This window comes from Kribbella pratensis (assembly GCF_004365355.1).
Classification (GTDB): domain Bacteria; phylum Actinomycetota; class Actinomycetes; order Propionibacteriales; family Kribbellaceae; genus Kribbella.
The window spans coordinates 2,138,623-2,161,462 of the sequence record NZ_SODP01000001.1 but is presented as its reverse complement, the minus strand read 5'-3'; the positions used below and the strand labels follow the sequence as shown (position 1 = coordinate 2,161,462).

At 69.0% G+C, this 22,840-nt stretch carries 19 protein-coding genes; 6 read left to right on the top strand and 13 right to left on the bottom strand.

All coding sequences use genetic code 11. From position 1 onward, the window contains the following. Window positions 1-5: 5 nt before the first annotated feature. Window positions 6-809: an ArsR/SmtB family transcription factor gene (locus tag EV653_RS10260; RefSeq protein ID WP_238159663.1), complete on the bottom strand. Its 804-nt coding sequence runs from the start codon at window positions 807-809 to the stop codon at window positions 6-8. An 88-nt stretch (window positions 810-897) separates the two neighbouring features. On the opposite strand from EV653_RS10260, the gene EV653_RS10255 reads away from it, so the two are divergent. The 3 genes from EV653_RS10255 to EV653_RS10245 are packed head-to-tail and all read left to right on the top strand — an operon-like array spanning window position 898 to window position 3,206. Beyond that, complete coding sequence (locus EV653_RS10255; RefSeq protein WP_134100690.1) at window positions 898-1,689, top strand: GNAT family N-acetyltransferase; 792 nt, start codon at window positions 898-900, stop codon at window positions 1,687-1,689. 41 nt (window positions 1,690-1,730) lie between these two features. After that, window positions 1,731-2,474: an SDR family oxidoreductase gene (locus EV653_RS10250; RefSeq protein ID WP_134100687.1), complete on the top strand. Its 744-nt coding sequence runs from the start codon at window positions 1,731-1,733 to the stop codon at window positions 2,472-2,474. 3 nt (window positions 2,475-2,477) lie between these two features. After that, window positions 2,478-3,206: a MerR family transcriptional regulator gene (locus tag EV653_RS10245; RefSeq protein WP_134100684.1), complete on the top strand. Its 729-nt coding sequence runs from the start codon at window positions 2,478-2,480 to the stop codon at window positions 3,204-3,206. Here EV653_RS10245 and EV653_RS10240 read toward each other — a convergent pair. Beyond that, entirely contained in the window at window positions 3,157-4,713 is a 1,557-nt protein-coding gene (locus EV653_RS10240; RefSeq protein ID WP_134100682.1) for an adenylate/guanylate cyclase domain-containing protein, read from the bottom strand. The two genes, EV653_RS10245 and EV653_RS10240, sit on opposite strands and share 50 nt — an antisense overlap. 153 nt (window positions 4,714-4,866) lie before the next feature. Here EV653_RS10240 and EV653_RS10235 point away from each other — a divergent pair, with 153 nt between their 5' ends. Next, entirely contained in the window at window positions 4,867-6,645 is a 1,779-nt protein-coding gene (locus tag EV653_RS10235) for a M1 family metallopeptidase (protein ID WP_134100679.1), read from the top strand. Here EV653_RS10235 and EV653_RS10230 read toward each other — a convergent pair whose 3' ends face one another. Then, window positions 6,646-7,506 carry a GNAT family N-acetyltransferase gene (locus EV653_RS10230; RefSeq protein WP_134100676.1) on the bottom strand — a complete coding sequence of 287 codons (861 nt, stop codon included), beginning with the start codon at window positions 7,504-7,506 and terminating at the stop codon, window positions 6,646-6,648. Window positions 7,507-7,613: 107 nt separating this feature from the next. Here EV653_RS10230 and EV653_RS10225 point away from each other — a divergent pair, with 107 nt between their 5' ends. Beyond that, window positions 7,614-8,306 (top strand): GntR family transcriptional regulator, encoded by a 693-nt coding sequence (locus tag EV653_RS10225; protein ID WP_134100673.1) that lies wholly within the window; start codon window positions 7,614-7,616, stop codon window positions 8,304-8,306. Here EV653_RS10225 and EV653_RS10220 read toward each other — a convergent pair. The 9 genes from EV653_RS10220 to EV653_RS10180 all read right to left on the bottom strand — a co-directional run bounded on the left by EV653_RS10220 (window position 8,288) and on the right by EV653_RS10180 (window position 19,789). Beyond that, a complete protein-coding gene (locus EV653_RS10220) occupies window positions 8,288-10,057 on the bottom strand; it encodes a gamma-glutamyltransferase family protein (RefSeq protein WP_134100671.1) in 1,770 nt (589 codons plus the stop codon). The genes EV653_RS10225 and EV653_RS10220 overlap by 19 nt on opposite strands. Further along, a complete protein-coding gene (locus tag EV653_RS10215; protein ID WP_134100668.1) occupies window positions 10,054-11,037 on the bottom strand; it encodes an ABC transporter ATP-binding protein in 984 nt (327 codons plus the stop codon). The genes EV653_RS10220 and EV653_RS10215 overlap by 4 nt, the downstream gene beginning before the upstream one ends. Continuing rightward, complete coding sequence (locus tag EV653_RS10210) at window positions 11,037-12,041, bottom strand: ABC transporter ATP-binding protein (protein ID WP_134100666.1); 1,005 nt, start codon at window positions 12,039-12,041, stop codon at window positions 11,037-11,039. The genes EV653_RS10215 and EV653_RS10210 overlap by 1 nt, the downstream gene beginning before the upstream one ends. Next, on the bottom strand, window positions 12,038-12,910 hold the full coding sequence (locus tag EV653_RS10205; RefSeq protein WP_134100664.1) for an ABC transporter permease: 873 nt from the start codon (window positions 12,908-12,910) through the stop codon (window positions 12,038-12,040). The genes EV653_RS10210 and EV653_RS10205 overlap by 4 nt, the downstream gene beginning before the upstream one ends. Continuing rightward, entirely contained in the window at window positions 12,910-13,863 is a 954-nt protein-coding gene (locus tag EV653_RS10200; protein ID WP_134100661.1) for an ABC transporter permease, read from the bottom strand. Before EV653_RS10200 ends, EV653_RS10205 begins: the two co-directional genes overlap by 1 nt. Further along, window positions 13,860-15,551: an ABC transporter substrate-binding protein gene (locus tag EV653_RS10195; protein ID WP_134100658.1), complete on the bottom strand. Its 1,692-nt coding sequence runs from the start codon at window positions 15,549-15,551 to the stop codon at window positions 13,860-13,862. The genes EV653_RS10200 and EV653_RS10195 overlap by 4 nt, the downstream gene beginning before the upstream one ends. Before the next feature lie 179 nt (window positions 15,552-15,730). Then, window positions 15,731-16,231 (bottom strand): GNAT family N-acetyltransferase, encoded by a 501-nt coding sequence (locus EV653_RS10190; protein ID WP_134100655.1) that lies wholly within the window; start codon window positions 16,229-16,231, stop codon window positions 15,731-15,733. A gap of 139 nt (window positions 16,232-16,370) precedes the next feature. Then, a complete protein-coding gene (locus EV653_RS10185) occupies window positions 16,371-17,513 on the bottom strand; it encodes an SWIM zinc finger family protein (protein ID WP_134100652.1) in 1,143 nt (380 codons plus the stop codon). Further along, on the bottom strand, window positions 17,510-19,789 hold the full coding sequence (locus EV653_RS10180) for a DEAD/DEAH box helicase (RefSeq protein WP_134104095.1): 2,280 nt from the start codon (window positions 19,787-19,789) through the stop codon (window positions 17,510-17,512). The genes EV653_RS10185 and EV653_RS10180 overlap by 4 nt, the downstream gene beginning before the upstream one ends. A gap of 489 nt (window positions 19,790-20,278) precedes the next feature. On the opposite strand from EV653_RS10180, the gene EV653_RS41060 reads away from it, so the two are divergent. After that, window positions 20,279-20,614 (top strand): hypothetical protein, encoded by a 336-nt coding sequence (locus tag EV653_RS41060; protein WP_166679331.1) that lies wholly within the window; start codon window positions 20,279-20,281, stop codon window positions 20,612-20,614. Between the two features lie 234 nt (window positions 20,615-20,848). Here EV653_RS41060 and EV653_RS10170 read toward each other — a convergent pair whose 3' ends face one another. After that, window positions 20,849-22,720: an ABC transporter ATP-binding protein gene (locus tag EV653_RS10170; RefSeq protein ID WP_202871670.1), complete on the bottom strand. Its 1,872-nt coding sequence runs from the start codon at window positions 22,718-22,720 to the stop codon at window positions 20,849-20,851. Window positions 22,721-22,840: the final 120 nt, after the last annotated feature.

Below are 22,840 nucleotides of genomic sequence, written 5' to 3'. Positions count from 1 at the left end.
CGCTGCTAGTGCACGGGGGACAGCTCGAGGAGGGATTTCAGGTCGGACAGCAGCGCCGGCCATCCGTCTTGGATCATGGTTCGCAGCACACTGTCCGGCCCGAAGCCGCTGTGGATGACGGTCAGCTTCACCTTGTCATCGACCGGCTCCAGCTCGAAGGTCGCGGTGGACAGCGGTTCGCGGCTGGTCTTCTCGTACACGTCGGCCGGTAGATCGACAGCCTTCGCGAAGTCCGGCGTGATGTGGTGCCAGGCGTACGACAACCGCGTGTACGGCGTGTGCTCGAGGACGACCTGCCCCGGGCCGGTCATGGACACGTCGCCCATGTGCCAGACCATCTCCGAGCCGGGTTTCCAGTCGGTCTCGTGGGACAGGTTCCAGTACTGCTCGGTGAACTTCGGCTCGGTGAGCGCCTGCCAGAGCCGCTCCGGCGTGGTCCTGATGTAGGTCGTGTAGACGAAGTCGTTGTCGCTCATGGTCGGTTCGGCCTCCAAAGCCGTCTTGAGATCGGCGAACAGCTGCGCCCGCCGACGGTCGTACTGGGTCATCCAGCGGTCGGCGATCGCGTTGATCGGCTCGGCGTTGAGGTAGTGCAGCTTCTCCCGCCCGCGCCACACGGTGGTGACGAGGTTCGCGGTCTCGAGGATCGTGAGGTGCTTGCTCACCGACTGCCGCGCCATGTCCAGCCCGGCGCAGAGCTCGCGCAGCGTCTGGCCGTTGCGGGCGTTCAGCATGTCGAGCAGCTGCCGCCGGCTCGGGTCGGCCAGCGCACGGAACACCTCGTCGTCCATCACGCCTCCGATGGTCATGCAGCCGCTTGGCTGCGTGACAAACATAGGCAGCCAGACGGCTGCATGTCAAGGAGAACTCGATTGACGCGACAGTGAGGATGGAAGTGTGGAGATCACGAGCCTCGGTTACCGCACCGACCTGTTGCTGCTGGAGCTGGGCGGAAGCACCTTCCGCGACACCGGTGAGTACGTCGTCGTGCGTACGCCGGCCAACCCCGGCTTCTGGTGGGGCAACTTCCTGCTGTACCGCACCCCGTTCGCGCCGGACGACGCGAAGATCCGCCTGGAGGACTTCCGCCGCGAGTTCCCTGCCGCGAAACACGTTGCCCTCGGCATCGACAGCGTGGACGGCGAGATCGGCGCGGAGAACGAGGTGACCGCCACCGGCCTCAAGGTCGACCGGAGCGTCGTGATGACGGCCGATCGGGTCGTCCCGCCGCCGCGGCCGAACACCGAGGCGACGTACCGCTTCCTGGACGGTGACGACGACTGGGCGCAACTGTTCGATCAGGGCATCGCCACTGCGGATATGACGGTCGACGCCGACTACGAGGACTTCACCCGGCGCAAGGTGGCGACCCAGCGCGCGCTGGTCGAGGCCGGCCACGGCAAGTGGTTCGGTGCGTTCGACGGCGATCGGCTGCAGAGTTCGCTCGGGCTGATGTTCGACGGCAAAGGCGTTGCACGTTTCCAGACTGTGCAGACGTCGCACGAGGATCGCGGTCGCGGTCTGGCCGGCACACTCGTCCACCACGCGTCGACGTATGGACTGACCGAGGGCGGCGCACGGACGCTGGTGATGGTCGCGGATCCGGACTACCTCGCGGTTCGGATCTACCGCTCGGTCGGATTCAACGACACCGAGACCCAGTTGCAGTTCGTCCTGCCGCCTGCGTGACCGCCGGATGACAGCGTGGGCCGCATGAAAGAGTGGGCCGCATGAGTGTCGGACGTGGGGTAGTGCTGGTCACGGGTGGGAGTCGCGGGATCGGCGCGGCCGCGTCAGTCGCGCTCGCGGCGGACGGCTGGGATGTGGGCGTCAACTACCGGACGCGAGCCGACGAGGCGGCCCGCGTGGTGAAGGCGTGCGAGGAGCTCGGACGGCGCGCGATCGCCGTACAGGCTGATGTCGTCGAGCCGGACCAGATCGAGCGCCTCTTCGACACCGTGACCGCCGAGCTCGGTCCGATCGGTGCCGTGATCAACAACGCCGGTGTCGTCTCGCCCGGGGGCCGCGTCGCGGAGTACGACGCCGAGCGGCTCGACCGGGTGTTCCGGATCAACTCGATCAGCGCATTTCTCGTCGCCGGTGCCGCAGTACGCCGGATGTCCACGGCGTACGGCGGCGCCGGGGGAGTGATCGTCAACGTCTCGTCTCGGGCGGCGGTCCTCGGGTCGGCCGGCGAGTACGTCGACTACGCCGCGAGCAAGGCGGCCGTCGACGCGCTCACCACAGGCCTGGGCAACGAGGTCGCGAAGGAAGGCATCCGGGTGCTGGGCGTGCGCCCCGGCCTGATCGAGACGGACATCCACGAGGCGGGCCGACTGGATCGCCTCGGTGCGACGCCTCCGCTGGCCCGTCCCGGCAAGGCCGAGGAGGTCGCGGAGGTGATCGCGTTCCTCGCCTCGGATCGCGCGTCGTACATGACCGGGACGACGGTCGACGTCTCCGGCGGCCGGTGACACATGGGCCTCCGGCCGGTTGACCTGGCCCGCCGGGCCGGGGTCTCGACCCAGCTCGTTCGCAACTACGAAGCGGCCGGCATCCTGCCGCCGGCGCCGCGGTCCGACACCGGGTACCGGCAGTACGGTCCGGAGCACGTCTCGGCGCTGTTGACCTACCGCGCGCTCGCGCCGGGCTTCGGCGCGGAGACCGCCAGCGAGATCATGCGCGCCGTCCACGACGGCGACGAAGGGCGTGCCTACCGCCTCGTCGACGCAGCCCACGCCGCACTCCACGAGCAACGCCTCGCAACCGACGCCGCGAGTGAAGCCCTCGCCGCACTCGCCGCCGAGAACGTCGACGAACTCACCGGGCCGTCCCTGCTCGTTGGCGAGTTGGCGCACCGCCTGGGCATTCGAACCTCGGCGTTACGAGTCTGGGAAGCTGCGGGCCTGCTCGCGCCAACCCGAGAGCCGGGAACGAAGTACCGCCGCTATGGACCCGAACAGGTCCGTGACGCACGGATCATCCACATGCTCCGCCAAGGTCGGTACTACTTCGAGCAGATCAGACCGGTCCTCGACGGCCTCCGAAGGACGGGCAGCACCGAGGCCCTGCGTACTGCGATCGCCGAGCGTCGCGCAGCACACGACCGCCAGACCAAGGCGATGCTGTACGGCTCCGCGCTGCTGCATCAGCTGATCAGCCAGGGACAGCCAGCCGAGTCGGAGCCGACCGTCCGCGCACAGTGATCTGCTCGGTGGTCCGCCACTGATCGGCCTCGACCGGCGCCGACTGCTCGACCGCGGCCATCGAGGCGATCAACCGACCTGGTGCAGCCTTCGCCAGCTCGCTCAGCCGCGCCGCCTCGTTCACCGGATCGCCGATCACGGTGTATTCGTGCCGCCGCACGTCGCCGACCGTACCGGCCACCACGATCCCGGCCGTCACGCCGATCCCGGCGGTTGCCTCCGGCAACTCTTCGTCGAGCCGGCGCGCCAGCTCCCGCCCGGCGCACAACGCGCTCCCGGCCGGATCCGCGAGCTCGGCCGGCGCCCCGAAGATCGCCAGCGCCGCATCACCGGCGAACTTGTTCACGAACCCGCCCTGCCGGTCCACCTCGTCGACCACGATCGCGAAGAACCGGTTGAGCAGCTCCACGACCTCGGTCGGCGGCCGGTCCAGAGCGAGTTCGGTCGAGCCGACCAGATCGACGAACAGCACCGCGACGTACCGCTCCTCGCCGCCGAGCCGGTCGCTGCTCAGCGCCTCCTGCACGACGCCGGGACCGACATACCGGCCGAAGACGTCCCGGATCCGCTCGCGGTCGCGCAGTCCTTCGGCCATCCGGTTGAACCCCGCCTGCAACGAACCCAACTCGGTGCCGTCGAAGACCGGGATGCTCACGTCGAGCCGGCCTTCGCCGATCAGGCTGAGCGCGTCCCGCACCGACCGGACCGGCGCCACCACGGACCGCGCCGACAGCATCGTCAGCAGCCAGCCGTTGCCGAGCGCCACGATGCCCAAGGCAAGGATCACGACCGAGAGTCGCGTCGAGGTGACATCGCCCTCGATCAGCGCGAGTACGGCGGCCACCATCAGCCCGGCCACCGGTACGCCGGAACCGACCGCCCAGAAGAAGACCGTCCGCGCCTTCAACCCCGCCGCGAGCAGTCGTCGCGGCGGCGGTGAGTCGGCCAGCGCCCGCGCGGCGACCGGCCGGAGCGCGAACTCGGTCAGCAGATACGAGACCGAGCAGGTGATGATCGCGCCGTCGATGACCGTGAGGGCGACGCGCAGCGCGTTCTCCGGCTGCAGGAGCACTGTCATCACGGTGAAGATCAGGGCTGCGACCAGCCAGAGCAGCACCTGGATGAGCGTGAGTCGCAGCGGCAACTGCAGCGTGGCGATCTGCTCCCGGCGGGTGGCCGGCCGCTCGAGCTCCACCCAGCGTGTCACCCGACGGGTCAGCCGCGTGCTCCAGACGCATCCGACCGCGATCGCGAGCACGAAGTACGCCGGGATGATGATCGCGTCCGCGAGCTGCAGCTGATCGATCAGCGACGGGCCCGGGAGCACGTAGACCGCGAGGACGAACACCACCAGCGCGCCGATCAGGTTGGTGCCGATCGAGAACGTGGTCATCAGGACCTGCAGGCGCAGCCGCAGCCGCCGCGTGCTCTGGTCGGCCGGACCGAGCAGCCAGGATCCGAACGGCCGCTTTCTCAGCACCAGATCCGGATTCCCCTGGGTCATCATGGTCACAGTCTGCTAGGCCGCACCCCCGTTTCCGCAACCTGTGTCAGGACCGAAGCAGGGTTTTGGCACGGTGGTGCGGCTGGCTCAGATCGGACGTCCGATCTGGCTGGGACCTGGGTACTGTTCCCCGGACGCCTCACTCGGGGAGCTTCCGTGACGCACGATCGCCACTCCTACGCCGAGCCTGCCCTGGTTCGGACCACCCATCTCGAGCTCGACCTCGGGCTCGACTTCGACGAGAAGGTGCTGGCCGGTAGTGCCACGCACACTCTCGCCTGGACCGGCACAGAGTCACACAGCGGTGACCGCCTCGTCCTGGACACCCGCGACCTCACCGTGCTGGGCGTCGAGGGGCAGACCGCCGACGGCTGGGAGCCGCTCGAGTACAGCCTGGCCGTTCCGGACAAGGAGCTCGGCGCCGCGCTGACGATCCGTACTGCGAGACACCCGCGGGTCAAGGTGAGCTACCGGACGGCGCCGACCGCGACCGGTCTGCAGTGGCTGGAGCCCGCGATGACGGCCGGCGGCGTGATGCCGTTCATGTTCAGTCAGTCGCAGGCGATCCATGCCCGCAGCTGGGTCCCGGTGCAGGACACCCCGAGCGTGCGGTTCAGCTACGCCGCTCACGTGACCGCGCCGCCGGAGCTGATGGTGCTGATGAGTGCCGACAACGGCACGACGTCGCGCCGGACCGGTTCGTACGACGTGGTGATGCCCGAGCCGATCCCGTCGTACCTGCTGGCGATCGCGGCGGGCGACCTGGTGTTCGAGCCGCTCGGCGAGCGGTCCGGCGTCTGGGCGGAGCCGGCGACGGTGCGGCAGGCGGCGACCGAGTTCTCCGACACCGAAGAGATGATGCGGGTCACCGAGGAGCTGTTCGGCCCGTACCGCTGGGGCCGGTACGACCTGCTCGTGCTGCCGCCATCGTTCCCCTACGGCGGCATGGAGAACCCGCGGATGACGTTCGCGACGCCGACCGTGGTGATCGGGGACAAGTCGCTGGTCAGCGTGATCGCGCACGAGCTCGCGCACAGCTGGTCGGGCAACCTGGTCACGCAGGACAGCTGGGACGACATCTGGCTCAACGAAGGCTTCACGTCGTACGTCGAGAACCGGATCGTCGAGGCTGTCTACGGGACCGAGTTCGCGCTGATGGAGACCGCGATCAAGCAGCACGCGACGGTCGTGAAGCTGGACCCGCTGACACCGGCCGAGCTGGCGGTCGAGCTGCCCGGGCTGCACCACCGCTCGGAGTACCACGGGAAGACGTCGACCGGCCCGCTGAAGGGGTCGTGGTTCCTGTCGTGGCTGGAGGAGCGGTTCTCGCGCGAGGTGTTCGATCCGTTCCTGCGCGGGTACTTCGACCGGTTCGCGTTCCGGAGCATCAACACGGACAACTTCGTCGAGCACCTGCAGGAGCACCTGATCTCGCAGCACCCGGATGTGGTGACGGACGACGAGCTCGCGGCTTGGTTGTACGAGCCGGGCATCCCGGCGTTCGCGGCGCGTGCGGTGTCGCAGCGGTTCCAGGTGGTCGACGAGGCGCGCGATCTCTGGCTGAAGACGGGCGAGCTGCCGCAGGGCGCGGGGCAGTGGACCACGCAGGAGTGGCTGCGCTTCCTCGACGCGGCCCCCGACGTACTGAGCCCGCTTCTCCTGCAGCAGCTGGATCGCGCGTTCGGCCTCACCGGCACTGCGAACGGCGAGATCGCCCGCCGCTGGTACCAGATCGTCGCCGCCAGCAGCTACGAGGCGGCGTACGCCGAGATGGCCGAGTTCCTTACCAAGGTCGGCCGGATGAAACTGGTCCTCCCCGTCTACCAGGCCCTGGCCGGCACGGACCGAGCCTTCGCCGCCGAAGTCTTCGCCAAAGCCCGCCCCGGCTACCACCCGATCACGACCGCGGCCGTTCAAAGGATCCTCGGCCAGTAGTCAGACGTCCAGCTTGCGGCGGTTGACCTCGTAGCCCGGGCGGTAGCCGAGGCGGGTGTTGGTTCGGCGCATGGCGGCGTTGGTGTCGACGGTGTCGGTGAGGAGGCCGTCGAGGTCGGGGAAGCGATGGCGCGTCTTGTGGATCTGGGCGGCCTTCATCCAGAGGGCGAGGCCGCGGCCGCGGTGGGCGGGGAGTACGGCGGTGCCGTAGTGCTGCCCGTCGCCCTTCCCATCGCCTGGTACGACGACCTCGGTGAAGCCGACGATCTGGCCGGTCTCATCGACAGCTGCAACGACGGAAAGGTGATCGCCACGTTGGGCGATCACCTGCGCGGCGTGCCGCGTCCGCTCGACATCCCACACGTCCGGCCCGGCCGAGATCGTCCCCATCGGCGCGTCGTCCATCCCGGTGCGGGCATCGGTGAACGACTGCACCAGCTCATCCGGTACGACGCCATCCCACGAGATCAGCCGATACCCGGACACCTCGGGTACGTCGGGAACCGTGTCGGACAGGTCGAGCCGCGTGTAGATCAGCGTCAGCCCGATCTCGAAGCCGTGATGCTCGAGGAAATGGTCGCCGACCGACTCGACGTTCACATCGGCGAGCAGCGTCCGGACCTGGTTGTCCCGCGCGCCGGCGACCACCGCATCGAGCAACTGCGACCCGATTCCGCGGCGACGCTCGGCCGGGTGCACGGTGAGCTCGAACTCACCCAGATGCGAGTACTTGGGCCGGCTGTCGAGCCGGAGGAACGCGGACCCCACCGGCGTGCCGTCGTCCTCCGCGGCCAGCCACGCGATGCGGCGGCTGGACGGCCGGCAGTCGGGATCTGTCAGGGGAATCAGTCGAATGCTCAAGCCGCCAACTTAACCCGCTTGCGGGATCACGTGCCGCCGGTCGGCCGATCGGCTACCGTGGCGCGCAGGTCACACGGGGAGAGGCGAACGGGGAGAGGAGCGAACGGGTGGAGCAACTGGATGGGGAGGCCACGCGGGACCAGGCGATCCGCACGATCGGTGCCGATCATGTCGCGCTGCGCGAGCAGGTGCTCGCGGAGCTGCGCCGGCGGATCATCGACGGCGATTACCGCCAGGGGGAGCGGCTGACCGAAACCCGGCTCGCGGACGACTTCGGGGTCTCGCGGAACCCGGTGCGTGAGGCGCTCCGAGTGGTCGAGGCCGAGGGTTTCGTCCAGATCCTCCCGCGCCGTGGCGCCGTAGTCGCGACCCTCGACGAGACCGCGGTCCGCGACCTGTTCGCCGTGCGGGAACAGCTCGAAACGCTGGCTGCGGGTCTCGCGGCCGAACGCGCGACGTCCGAGGGGATCGCCACGTTGCGCAGGCTGATCGACGATGCGAGCAAAGCCACCGAGGTCGAGGACTTCGACCGCGTCGCCGAGCTCAACAGTGCGTTCCACCGCGCGGTGATCGAGGTCAGCGAGAACCGCTGGCTGCACTCGATCTCATCGGCGATGTACTACCACGTCCACTGGGTGTTTCGTGTCGGTGCGGCCCAGCGCGCGCCGCACTCGTCCGAGGAGCATGTCCGCCTCGTCGACGCGATCGAGGCACGTGACGCAGCCGCCGCCACCACGGCCGCCCGCCTGCATGTGGAGGCGGCCGCGAAGGCAGCGTTCGGTCAGCGTCCGACTGCGTAGCCCTGCATCCCGCGCGGGTTGGCCGCCGCGGCCAGCACCCCGTCGGCTTCCTTCCGTACGGCGCACAGCCGGCCGAGGCTCCACGGATCCGAATCGGTGACGACGTGCCCGCGCCGTACCAACTCGTCGCGGATGTCCTTGCCGACCCGGGTCTCGACGACCACGCCGCCGGGCTCCGTGGTGCGCGGGTAGAACGACGACGGGAAGCCGGTGGTGTGCCAGGCCGGCGCGTCGATCGCCTCCTGCAGATCCATCCCGGCGCCGAGGTGCCGGAGCAGGAACAGCAACTGCCACTGGTCCTGCTGGTCGCCACCGGGTGACCCACACGCCATCAGCGGTTCACCGTCACGGAGCACGAGGGTCGGCGTCAACGTGGTGCGCGGCCGCTTGCCCGGCGCGAGCGAGGCCGGCAGCCCTTCCTCGAGCCAGAACATCTGCGCCCGGCTGCCGAGGCAGAACCCGAGCTCCGGGATCGTCGGCGACGACTGCAGCCAGCCACCGCTCGGCGTCGCGGAGATCATGTTGCCCCACTTGTCGATCACGTCGACATGGCAGGTGTCACCGCGCGTCACGCCACCGGACGACACCGTCGGCTCGCCGGTCGTTGCGTCACCGGTTGCGGTGCCGATGCTGTTGTCGGTGGCATACGACGCGAGCCGCGGCTCGCGCCCGTCCGGACTGCCGGGTCGAAGGTCGAGCGACGCGTTCCGACCGATCAGCTTCGCCCGGTCGGCGGCGTACCCGGGCGAGAGGAGCGTGTCGAGCGGTACGTCGGCGCCGTCGCCGTACCAGGCCTCGCGGTCGGCGTACGACAGCTTCATCACCTCGACCGTCGCGTGCACGCCCTCGGCGCTGTCCAGGTCGACGTCGCCGAGCGCCGCGAGCACGGCGAGCGACTGCAGCAGGCCCGGCCCTTGTCCCCAAGGACCGGTCTTGGCGACCGTGTACCCGTTCCAGTCGTACGTCGCGGGGTCCTCCCAGGTCGCCTCGAAGGCGGCCATGTCAGCGCCCGTGATCAGCCCGGCGTGGTCCTCGCCGCTGGAGTCACGGTGTGGCAGCCGCGCGAACTTGTCCACGGCCTCAGCGACGAACCCTTCCCGCCAGCTCCTCCGCGCCTGCTCGATCTGGGACTGCCGGTCCGCCCCAGCCGCCTCGCCTTCGACGACGAGCTTCTCGAGCGTCGCGGCGTACGCCTCGTTGCTGAACCGTCCGCTCACCGGCCGGCCGTCCTTGAGCCAGAGCGCGGCCGATGTCTGCCAGTGGTTCTCGAACAACTCCTGCACGGTGCTGATCGTGTCGGCGACCCGCGGCACCAGCGGATGGCCGTTACGCGCGTACTCGATCGCGGGCTCCAGTACGACGCGCAGCGGCAGCGTGCCGTGATCACGCAGCAGGAGCAGCCAGGCGTCGACGGCACCCGGGACCGTCGCGGCCAGCGGGCCTGAGCCGGGCACCAGCGTAAGGCCGAGCGAGCGGTAGTACTCGATCGTCGCGCCGGCCGGGGCGACACCTTGGCCGCACAGCACGCGCGGCGCGGGGTCGTCGGCGGTCGCGATGATCGCCGGCACCTCACCACCGGGCCCGTTGAGGTGCGGCTCGACCACGTGCAGCACGAATCCGGCCGCGGCGCCCGCGTCGAACGCGTTCCCGCCGAGCTCGAGGATCCGCATGGCCGACTGCGACGCCAGCCAATGCGTGGACGAAACCATCCCGAACGTGCCCCGCAGCGTGGGCCGGGTGGTGAACGTCATCGGGCTACTCCTTCTGTTGGTCGTACGTCGGGTCCGGTGCCGTCGTCGTTGACGAGGTGGCAGGCCACCTGGTGTCCAGCCTCGCCGATCGTGCGTTTCTCCGGCACGACTGTCCGGCATTTGTCCACGGCCACCGGGCATCTCGTGTGGAAGCGGCACCCGGGCGGCGGATCGATCGCCGACGGCAGGTCGTCGCCGAGCAGGACGGGCCGTCGGGCACGCTGCTCGGCTGGATCGGGTACGGGCGCCGCGGACAGCAGCGCCTGCGTATAGGGATGGGACGGGCTGCCGAAGATGCGGGCCCGCGGACCCTGCTCGACCAACTGGCCGAGGTACATCACCGCGACCTCGTCCGCGAGGTACTCGACCGCGGACAGGTCGTGCGTGATGAACAGACAGGCAAACCCGAGGTCCCGCTGGAGGTCGGCGAGCAGATTGAGGACGGAGGCCTGCACCGACACGTCCAACGCACTGGTCGGCTCGTCTGCGACCAATAGCCGAGGCTCGGAGATCAGTGCGCGCGCAATGCTGACCCGCTGGCGCTGACCGCCCGACAGCTCATGTGGGGCGCGCTGGGCGACCTCAGGGCGCAGACCGACGCGGCGCAGTGCCTCACGGACCTTGGCGGGGATGTCCTTGCGTCGCATCAGCCGCAGCGGCTCGCCGACGATGTCGCCGACGGTAAACCGAGGGTCGAGCGATCCGGCCGGGTCTTGGAAGACGATCGACACGTCGCGGCGGTGCGGGCGGAGTTGACGACGGGACAGATGGGTCACATCGACTCCGGCCAGCCGGACCGTTCCATCGGTGGGCTCCAGCAGCCGGACTATGCAGCGGCCAACGGTCGACTTCCCGCTACCGCTCTCGCCGACCAACGCGACCACAGAGCCTTGCTTGATCCGGAGCGTGACCCCGTCGACGGCGCGCACCGGCCCGAAGTGCATGACGAGGTCCTCCACCTCCAGGGCGACGGATTCCATCAGACCTCCACGGCTTCTCGGACCGGGTGCCAGCACGCGACCCGATGTACGCCGGCGGTGAGCTCGGGCTGCGACGTCGTACAGGTCTCGCCGGCCCGGGAGCAGCGGTCGGCGAACGTACAGGCGTCCGGCTGCTCGGACAGGACCGGCACGAGGCCGGGAATCTCGCTCAGTCGATGAGTCTCCGCATGCCGTCCGGCGGCCGGGGACGCACCGAGCAGTCCGACCGTGTACGGGTGCTGGGGCCTGGCGAAGATCTCGTGCACCTCCGCGGTCTCGACCACGCGCCCGGCGTACATCACCGCGACCCGGTCGGCGAGGTCCGCGACGACGCCGAGGTCGTGCGTGATCAGGACGATGCTCGTGCCGAGGCGTTCGCGCAGACCTCGCAGTACGTCGAGGATGCCGGCCTGGATCGTGACGTCGAGCGCCGTGGTGGGCTCGTCGGCGATCAGGACCTTCGGGTCGCAGGCGACGGCCATCGCGATCATCACTCGCTGGCGCATACCGCCGGAGAGTTGGTGTGGATAGTCGCTGATACGACGCTCCGCGGACGGGATGCCGACGAGTTTGAGCAGCTCGATCGCGCGGGCCTCTGCTGCCTGGCGGTTCAGGCCGATGTGCGTTCGCAGTACTTCGCTGATCTGGTGGCCGACGGTGAAGACCGGGTTCAGCGAGGTGGTCGGCTCCTGGAAGATGTACGCGACCTCGCGGCCACGGATCGAGCGGAGCGTGCGTTTGTCGGCGCCGATCAGCTCGGTGCCGTCGAGCCGGACCGAACCGCCGACGGTCGCGGTGCGGGGGAGGAGCCCGGCGATGCTCATCGCGGTGACACTCTTGCCGCAGCCGGATTCGCCGACGACCGCGAGGACTTCGCCGTCCGCGACGTCGAAGCTGACGTTGTCGACCGCCGACACCCGGCCGTCCTCGGTCCGGAACGTGACGGACAGGTCTTTGACTGCGAGGACTTGCCCGTTAGTAGATCCATTAGTGGATACAGTCATCGGCGGCTCGCCTTCGGGTCGAGGGCGTCGCGGAGGCTGTCGCCGACGATGTTGAACGCCAGCGTCAGCAGCATGATCGCGACGCCGGGCATCACCGCGGCCCAGGGCGCCCGGGACGCGAACTGCTGGGCATCGGCCAGCATCGTGCCGAGGCTCGGTGCCGGCGGCTGGATGCCGAGGCCGAGGAAGGACAGCACGGCCTCGCCGAGGATCGCGGCCGGGATACCGACGGTGGCCTGCACGATCACCGCCGAGCCGGCGTTCGGCAGGATGTGCCGACCGAGCACCCACGCATCACTGGCGCCCTCGACGATCGCGGCGGCGACGAAGTCGAGCGACTTGAGCCGCAGCGTCTCCGAGCGGACGATCCGGATCATGCCGGGGATCTGAGCGATGCCGATCGCGATCGCCGCGTTGCCGAGACTCGCGCCGCGGATCGCGGCCAGCCCGACGGCGAGGATCAGGAACGGGAACGCCAGGACCAGGTCGGTGAACCGCGAGATCAGCGCGTCGACCGTACGGAAGTATCCCGCGATCAGCCCGAGCGGCACGCCGATCACCAGCGAGAACGCGACCGCGAGAAGGCCGACGTGCAACGACGCACGCAGGCCGAACATGATGCGCGACAGGACATCCCGGCCGAGGTCGTCGGTGCCCAGCAGATACCCGGCCGTCCCTGGCGGGGCGAACGCGTTGCTCAGGTGCGTCTGGGTGGGGTCGTGCGGCGCGAGCCAGTTCGCGAACACCGCGAGGACGACCCCGATCGCGAGTACTGCGAGGCCGGTCAGTGCGAGCGGGTTGCGGAACACCCGGCGTACCACTCGGCGGCTGTTGCTCCGCGGGGGCGCGATCGCTTCGGCGACTGCCATCATGCCTCACCTCGCACGCGGATCCGCGGGTCGATGACGGAGTACAGGAGGTCTACGAGCAGATTGATCACGATGTACGCCGTCGCTGTGACGAGCACGACCGCCTGGATGACCGGGTAGTCGCGCTGGAAGACGGCGTCGACGGTGAGCTTGCCGAAGCCGGGCAGCGCGAAGATCCGTTCGGTGACGACGGCGCCCGAGATCAGCGCGCCCAGCTGGAGCCCGACGATCGTGACGACCACGATGAGACTGTTGCGCAGGGCATGCTTTCCGATCACTGCCTTGGGCGGGAGGCCCTTGGCTTCGGCCGTCCGGATGTAGTCGGCACTGAGCGCGTCGAGCATCGAGGATCTGGTCTGGCGCATGATGACCGCGGCCAGGCCGGTGCCGAGGATCAGCGCGGGCAGGATCAGGTGGTGAAGGTTGTCCACCGGGTTGGTGAAGAACGGGACGAAGCCGGACGCGGGAAAGAGGCCGAGGGCAACGGACAGGTACAGGATCGCCATCAGCCCGAGCCAGAAGTGCGGGACCGATAATCCCAGCAGTGCAAGGGCGTTCGCGGCCCATTCGGCCGGCCCACCCCGCCGTACTGCGGCTACGACTCCCGCGCCGACGCCGATGACGCCGGCGATCAGGATCGCGAGCACCGACAATTCGATCGTCACCGGCAACGCGCTGAGGATCATCGACCGCACCGGGGCGCCGGTCCGGATCGACTGGCCCAGATCGCCCCGCGCGGCATGACTGACGAACTGCCAGAACTGCACCAGCCACGACTGATCCAGACCGTACTGCTGCCGGATCGCCCGCAACGACTCGGGGTCGCGATCCTCTCCGGCGAGCGCCAACGCCGGATCACCCGGCAACGCCCGGACTCCGACGAACACCACGATCGTCGCGAGCACGAGCGTCACCAGCGATTGCCACAGCCGGTTGAGGAGGTACCGCCTCACTTGGCGAACCCCGCGAAGGCTGTGCGGATCACGCCGTCCGGGTAGACCTGGATGCCGAGGAGCTTCTTGGAGACGCCGGTGAGGTTGCGCTGGCGGTACATGTAGATGATCGGGTCGTCCTGCTGGAGCTTGGTGACCACGTCGCCGTACAGCTTGACGCGCTGCGCCTGGTCGGTGGACTGACGCGCGTCGGTCAGGAGCTTGTCGAGGTCCGGGCTGCTGTAGCCGGAGACGTTCTGGCTGCCGGTGGTGCCGACGAAGTTGAAGATGTTGGCGTCGGGGTCGACCCGGCCGGACCATCCCAGCTGGAGCAGTTCGAAGTCACCACGGTCCTGCTGGTCGAGCAGCGCGGCGTACTCGACCGGCTTGATCACCAGGTCGAATCCGCCCTCCTTCACCATCCCCTGCAACGCCTGCGCGAGCCGCAGGCTGTCCGGGTTGTTCGACGTGACCATCTCGACCTTGTACGGCGTATTCACGCCCGCATCGGCGAGCAACTGCTTCGCCTTCGCCGGATCGTGCGCCGGGCAGACCTGCGCCGCATCCGAGGTGAACTCGCTCTTCGGGGAGATCGGCGAGCAGGCAACGGTGTTGAGGCCGCCGAAGAGCGACTTCACCAACGCGTCGCGGTCGATCGACAACGCCAGCGCCTGCCGCACCCGCGGGTCCTTCGCGAGCGGAGTACCGAGCGACTTCAGCGGATTCCCGATGCCGTTCGAGTTGCCGATGTTGATGGTCAGACCCTGGTACCCGAGCGACTGCGACTGCAGCACGGTCACACTGTCGTCCTTCTGCAACGCCGGGGTGTCCTGCGTCGACAACGAGTCGGCCACCTGCGCGTCGCCGGATTTCAGGTTCGCCGATCGGATGCTCGAGTCGGTGATGATCCGGTACTCGATCGCGTCGAGGTGCACCTTCGCGGCGTCGTAGTACAGCGGGTCCTTCACGACCTTGATCGAGTTCTGCGCGACGCGGCTGGCGAACTTGAACGGGCCGACGCAGACCGGCGCGTTGGAGAAGTTCGCACCGAGCTTCGCGACGGCGGCCGGGCTGAGCACCATGCCGGCCCGGTCGGCCAGCGCGGCGGTCAGCGGGGCGAACGGCTTCGACAGCTTGATGACGACCGTCTTCGGGTCCGGCGTCTCGATCGAGGTGATCGGGCCGAGCTCGCTCTTGCGGGCGGAGCCGGCGAGCGTGAGGTCTCGGTTCAGCGAGATCTTCACCGCGTTCGAGTCGAACGTCCCGCCGTCGGCGAACTTCACGCCCTGCTTCAACGGGATCGTCAGGCTCAGGCCGTCGGAGGAGATCGTCGGCAGCGCGGTGGCGAGCTGCGGCACGACCTTCGCGTCCGATCCGAGGTCGTAGAGCTTCTCGCACATCGTGTGGAAGACGTAGCGCGAGTAGAGGCTGCGTGACAGCGTCGGGTCGAGCTTGTCCGGGTCGGCGGACAGGGCAACCGTCAGCGTGCCGCCCTGTTTGACCTGCGAGGCGTCGGCAGGCTCGCCGAACACGTCCTGTCCGCTCGGCGTCTGCGCGCCGCTGCTGGTGTCGTTCGCGGCAGGCTGAACGGGGGAGCAGGCCGTGCCGACCAGGGCCAGCGCGATGGCAGCGGCGGCGGCTCCGGCTGCTTTCCGGTGGCGGTTACTCACGGTGAAACGGGTCAGCGACAGCGGAAGTCGACGAGTCATCGCGGGCTCCTGAGTAGGCGGTTCCGTCGACTGTTTCATGTATACAAGGTGGGTGCGCAAGTGATTCGGCGAGTTTGGCTGAACCTTTTACGACCGCTCGCCGTACTCGCAGTGGAACGTTCAACGCCGACGACCGTAGGGTCGCCGGAGGCTGCGGCACGGCCTCCGGCGACCCGATTTCAGACGGTGACGGGGTACGTGAGATCCCCGGCCGGCACGGCGCGGTCGTCCAGCGCGAGCGCCATCAGGTTCGGTCCGTCGTACTGCGGGTGATGGACGCCGAACTCGGTCGCCTGCCGGAAGCCGAACCGCGGGTAGTACGTGTCGTGACCGAGCACGACAACCGTTCCTTCGCCACGGTCACGTGCCGTGGCCAGCGCGGCTCTCACGGCCGCACTGCCGGCCCCTTGCTTCTGGTACGCCGGAAGCACGGCGACCGGCCCGAGCGAGAGGACGGGCTTGTCGCCGATATGGCAGCGGGTGAGAGCCGCGTAGGCAACCGGCCGATCGTCGGGCGTGGTCGCGACGATCATGAGACCGGGAAGCCAAGCGACCGGGTCGGCGCGATGGGCGTCGAGGAAGTCGACCTCGTACTGGCGGCCGAAGGCCTGCCGGGTGATGTCGCGGATCAGTTCGACGTCGGCCGGTGTCTCGACGCGCGTGTTCCAGGTGATGGACAACGATGGTCCCTTTCGAAGGTTGGTGGATGAGGTTGAGTGACCGGGCGCGCGGCAGCCCGGAACATCGCGGTCATCAACCCACCTCCTCCTTCGAAGTCGCGGCCACCCTAACCGGGTGGACCGGGTGGGCGCACCGGATTTACCAGTCGGCGACGAGCGGATCCGGGGACGGGGGAGCGGCCGGCGTCCAGACGTCGTCGACGAGCCGGTACGGGTGCCATCGGCCGTTGCGATCGAGCCTGACCTGGGCGTCGGTGCCGATCGTCAGCCGGTTGTCCGAGGCGGTGACGTCCGCGGCCTGGAGCCCGGTCCGTGCCCGGTTGAGGTCGGCAGGGTTGGGCGTCCAGGTGTGTTCGAGGACGTCGAGGCCGGGCGCGCCGCCGTAACGCCAGGCTTGGATGCCGAGGGCAAGGTCCTTGCCGGTTGCCTCGGCCAACGGTGTGATGAGCTCGGGGAAGTCTGCAGCCAGGCGGATGGCGTCCTGCCACTCGTCCAACGGTTGCGGCTCCGGGATGGCGTGGAGGAGAGCGTTGAGGATGACTCTCGCTCGGCGGGCCGCGTCGAGGACGAGGAGTTGGAGGACGGCCGGCCCGATGCCCTCCGGTGGTTCGATAGCCGTGACCGCCAGGTCGTCGAGGCTGACCTTCTTCGGCAGGTCGGGCACGTCCGGCAACGCTTTGGGGGCTGCCACGAGGACCTCAGCTACCGACACCCCGGGCTCGGTCGGTTCTGAGGGTTGAAGTCCGTCAAGGAGGCTCTCGCGCGTGCGGCCGCGAAGCAGGAGCAGGACGAACGGGTCGGCGTCGAGGAGCCAGGCGACCTGGTAGCAGAGGGCGGCCGCGTGCTGGCACGGCAGCTCCCATGCGTCGCACGTACAGCTGGGGTCGAGGTCGCCGATGCCTGGCAAGAGCGTGACTCCTGCGTCGGCGGCGGCCTCGACCAGGTCGTGCGGCATTTCACCATCCAGCAACGCCGCGATGTGACCGGACCGCGCCGCGACCTGGTCACTGAACCGTCGCCAGTCCTCGGCGCTCAACTCGTCGACGTGGACGACCGACTCGTACGTGTCCTCGGGCGAGTACACCGTGGCGGCGATCCGGCCCGGGCTGATCGCGATCGTCCCGACCTGTCCCGAGTTGGCGTACCGGCGCCCCTTGCGCAGCTGGTCGGAGTCCAGCGACGTGTCCTCCATCGCCTGCACCCACGCCCGTGCCCACCACGACCGCCCCCGAGTACTCCGCTGTTGCCGCGCGAACGCCGGGAACCCCTGTGCGTCGTTCATCGCAGACCTCCTCGCAGCTCGACGAGATCGGCGAGCTCCGCGTCGGACAGCTCGGTCAACGCGGCCTCGCCACCACTGAGAACGGCTTCGGCCAGCTCCCGTTTGGCGGCGAGCATCGCGCCGATCCGGTCCTCGATGGTGCCCTCGGCAATCAATCGGTGAACCTGCACCGGACGCGTCTGTCCGATCCGGTACGCACGGTCCGTCGCCTGATCCTCGACGGCCGGATTCCACCAGCGGTCGTAGTGCACGACGTGATCGGCCCGGGTCAGGTTGAGACCGGTGCCGGCCGCCTTGAGCGAGAGGAGGAAGACGGTCACCTCGCCTGCCTGGAACCGGTCGACCATGGCCTCGCGCTGCGCGACGGGCGTGCCGCCGTGGAGGAGCTGGGTCTGGATGCCGCGCTCGTCGAGGTGGCGCTCGAGCAGGCGGGCCATGGCGACGTACTGCGTGAAGACGAGGACAGCGCCGTCCTCGGCGACGATGGTCTCGAGCAGTTCGTCGAGGAGTTCGAGCTTGCCGGAGCGACCGCTGAGGCGGGCGTTGTCGCCTTCCTTCAGGTACTGCGCCGGGTGGTTGCAGATCTGCTTGAGGCCGGTGAGCAGCTTCACGATCAGTCCGCGTCGCGCCATCTGGTTGCTTGCCCGGACCTCGGCCATCAGCTCGCGGACTGTTGCCTCGTACAACACGACCTGCTCGCGCGTGAGCGAGACCGGCTGGTCGGTCTCGGTCTTCGGCGGTAGCTCCGGTGCGATGCCCGGGTCGGACTTCTTGCGTCTGAGCAGGAACGGGCGGACCAGCTTCGCGAGCCGTGCGGCGACCTCCTCGTCCTTGTCGGCCTCGATCGGCGCGGCCCACTGGTTGCGGAACGTCCCGAGTCGCCCGAGCAACCCGGGTGTCGTCCAGTCGAGGATCGCCCACAACTCGGACAGATTGTTCTCGACCGGCGTGCCCGTCAGCGCGACCCGCGCTTGTCCCGGCACGGTGCGCAGGGCCTTCGCCGTACCGGATGACGGGTTCTTCACGTGTTGCGCCTCGTCGGCGACGACCAGGCCCCACCGATGGTCGGCCAGTCGTACGGCGTCGCGGCGCAGGGTCCCGTACGTCGTCAGCACGAAACCGTCCTGTGCGTCGTCGAGTGAACGGGCGGTGCCGTGGAATCGGCGTACCGGGGTGCCAGGGGCGAATCGTTGGACCTCGCGCTCCCAGTTGCCGAGGAGTGACGCGGGGCAGACAACGAGGGTCGGGCCGGCGGTGTCGGTGGACTGCTGGCGGTGGAGGTGGAGTGAGATGAGCGTGATCGTCTTGCCGAGACCCATGTCGTCGGCGAGGCAGCCGCCGAGGCCGAGCGAGGTCATCCTTGCGAGCCAACGCAGACCACGCAGTTGGTAGTCGCGCAGTGTTGCCTGCAGCCCGGCGGGTGCTTCGATGGGCTCGTCAGTCCTGTCGGGGGCGTCGGGATCGGCGATGCGGGCGCGGAGGTCGTCGAGCCACTTGGTCGGGGTGACGGTGATCTGGCGGCCGTCGATCTCGGTGGTGCCGGTCAGCGCGGCGCCGAGGGCGTCGATCGGCGTGACCGGTTTGAGGATGCGCTCGCGAGCTTTGCGGGCGAGCTCGGGATCGATCAGCATCCACTGGTCGCGCAAGCGAACCACCGGGCGGGTGGCTTCGGCGAGCTGGTCGAGCTCGGCCTCGGTCAGCGGATCGTCGCCGACCGCGACCTGCCAGCTGAAGTCGAGCGTTTTGTCGCCGCTGAAGAATCCGGGGAGGTTGCTCGGCGGGCCGTCCGCGGAGGTGATCGCGGCGCGGGCCGTGAGCGCTCGGCCGAGGCTGCGTGGCCAGTGCAGATCCACCCCGGCCGCCGTCAACCGCTGCGCCGACCCGGCGAGCAGCTCGGCGACCTCTTCGTCCGACAATTCCATACGGTTTGGTATGGCGGAAAGGAGCAACCGCTGGAGGGCCGGCCAGACCCGCGCGGCACGACGGATCGCGAGCGTCGCGTCGATCCGGGCCCGTGGCCCGAAGCCGGCGACATCCTCGGCCCAGACGTCATCCGCGTCCCGCACGAGCGTCGGGTCCTTCAGGCTGTGTAGCTGCACGACCGCGCTGAACGCCAGCGAGTCAGCCAACTCGATCCGCAACGAGATCCGCACCCCGCTGTCGAGCCCCGCCGAAACCTCGTCCGCCCAACTCCGCAACCGCCCGGCCCGCTGCGGCGTAGCGCTGGCGAACAGATTCGTCCGATGCGCCTTCGCCGCCGCAGGCGACCGAGGCATCCCATCGGCCACCGCATCAAGAAACTCCCGCACCAACTCCTCAGCCACCGCCAACCGCACCCCACCAACCGAGCCCCGTACAGCCGACGCGCTAGAGGCGCCTCCGGACGGTCTCGAGGTAGACGCCCGTGCGGCCGCGCGATGAGAGCCGGCTCCCGGGCCAGTCGCGCCGGGCGCGGCGTCCCCCTCCGCCGAGCCAGGCGCGCCTTCCGGCGTTCCAGCGCTCGAGGCGCCCGAGCTAGACGCGCCACCGGGGGGTCCCGAGGTGGACGCCCGTGCGGCCGCGCGATGAGAGCCGGCTCCCGGGCCAGTCGCGCCGGGCGCGTCGTCCGCCTCCGCCGAGCCAGGCGCGCCTCCCGGCGTTCTCGCGCTCGAGGCGCCCGAGCTAGGCATGCCTCCCGGCGCGACCGGGGTGGACGCGCGTGCGGACGCGTGGGGAGAGCTGGCTCCGGGGTCGGCCGAGCCCGGCGCGGCTTCCACCTCCGCCGAGTGAGGCGCGGTGGCGAGCGGGAGGGCTCGGGCCGAGGGGGGCATGGCTTCGGCGAGGGTGAGGATTCGGGTGACGTCGTCGGCGTCGAGCGGCCCGACGCGCCAGGCGTCGTACCCGCCGGGGGACACGCCTGGAAGAAGCTTGCCCCGGGCAACCAGCTGCAACGCGACCAGCGAGGCTCCGCCCCAGAACGCCGCCGACTCGTGAGCCCCGACCGCCCGCCGCATCCGCCCCAGCACCGGAACCGCGTCCGCCACCGGCAACTCGATCGACCGCACCGACTGAAGCCGGGAATCGACGACCAACTGCAGCTCGACCTGCTCACCGACGCCTAGTGGAAGCTCTCCGCCGGCAGGGTCCCAGAACGCCATTCGGCTCGTGCGTGGTGGATCTGCCGGCCGGAAGACCACCGCGCATCCAGCCAGCTCCTGCCCCGTACCCACCAACCCGACATCCTCCTGTCCACCGTCAGTAACAATGACGCTATCCCGCTGGCGGGATATTTGACCGCTGACCCGCTACATCCGGCCCCCGTCACACAACCCGCTACTGGTGCCCAAGGCAACCATCTACACCGGGACAGCATCGGCCCCAGGCTGCTCGAACTGTGTCCGGTAGAGCTCCTCGTACCGCCCGCCGGCCGCCAGCAACTCCGCGTGCCGACCGCGCTCCACGATCCGCCCGGCCTCGATCACGAGGATCTGGTCCGCGGCCCGGATCGTCGACAGCCGGTGCGCGATCACCACCGCCGTACGACCGGCAAGCGCTTCCGTCAGCGCCGCCTGCACTGCAGCCTCGTTCGTCGAGTCCAGCGCGGCGGTCGCCTCGTCGAGGATCACGACCCGGGGCTGTGCGAGCAGCAATCGCGCGATCGTCAGCCGCTGCCGCTCGCCACCCGACAATCGGTACCCACGCTCACCGACGACTGTGTCGAGCTGATCGGGCAATGACCGGATCAGCTCACCCAACCGAGCCCGCTCGAGCGCATCCCACAGGTCCTCCTCGGATGCCTCCGGCCGCGCGAGCAGCAGGTTCTCCCGGATCGAATCGTGGAAGAGATGACCGTCCTGCGTCACCATGCCGAGCGTCTCCCGCAACGACTCCGCGGACACATCCCGTACGTCGGCCCCGGCAAGCTTCACCGCCCCCGAGTCCACGTCGTACAACCGCGGAATCAGCTGGGCGATCGTCGACTTGCCCGCACCGGACGATCCGACGAGCGCCACCATCTGCCCGGGCTCGGCCCGGAACGAGACGTCGTGCAACACCTCGACCCCACCGCGGGTATCCAGCTTCGCGACCTCTTCCAGCGAAGCCAGCGAGACCTTGTCCGCCGAGGGATACGCAAAGCTCACATTCGCGAACTCCACCGCCACCGGCCCCTCAGGCACCCGCCCCGCGTCCGGCTTGTCCTTGATGAGCGGCTCCAGATCCAGTACTTCGAAGACCCGCTCGAAACTCACCAGCGCCGTCATCACCTCGAGCCGCGCGCTCGCCAGCGCAGTGAGCGGCGCGTACAAGCGCGTCAGCAGCAGCGCCATCGACACGACCGCACCCGCATCGAGCTGATCCCGCAGCGCGTAGAACCCGCCGAGTCCATAGACAACAGCCAGCGCGAGCGCCGACACCAACGTCAAGGCCGTCACGAAGATCCACTGCACCATCGCCGTCCGTACGCCGATGTCCCGCACGCGTCGCGCGCGGATCGCGAACTCGAGCGACTCCCGCGCCGGCCGCCCGAACAGCTTCACCAACGTCGCACCCGGCGCGGAGAACCGCTCGGTCATCTGTGTGCTCATCGTGGCGTTGTAGTTCGCCGCCTCTCGCTGCAGACCGGCCAGCCGCGCCCCGATCCGGCGCGCCGGGATCACGAAGATCGGCAGGATGATGAGGGCGAGCAGGGTGATCTGCCACGACACGCCGAGCATCACGACCAGTGTCAGCGCCAGCATCACCAGATTGCTGACGACGCCCGACAGCGTGTCGCTGAACGCCCGTTGTGCCCCGATCACGTCGTTGTTCAGCCGGGACACCAGCGCGCCGGTCCGCGTCCGGGTGAAGAACGCGATCGGCATCTTCTGGATGTGGTCGAACACGGCGGTCCGCAGATCGAGGATCAAACCCTCGCCGATGCTGGCGGACAACCAGCGGGTGAGCAGGCTGAGCGCCGCTTCCGCGACCGCGATCAGCGCGATCGCCACTGCCAACTGCAGCACGACGCTGAAGGCCTTGCCGCCGACGATGGCGTCGACCACCTTCCCGGCCAGAACCGGGGTGGCGACGGCCAGCACGGCCGCGCCGATGCTGAGCACCAGGAAGGCGAGCAGGTGTTTGCGGTGCGGTCGGGCGAAGGCGAGGATGCGCTTCATCGTGGCCCGTGAGAACGGGCGTTTGTCGTCCTGGGCGTGCATCGCGTGGTACATCGAGTTCCACGCGGTCATCTCCATGCTCACAGCAGTGATCTCCAGGCTCGGCCGAATCGATCGGAACCGTCGATGATTCCGTGCCCCACCGACAAAACCCGACGCTAGAACCTCGACAAAGATTGAGGTCAATTGCGT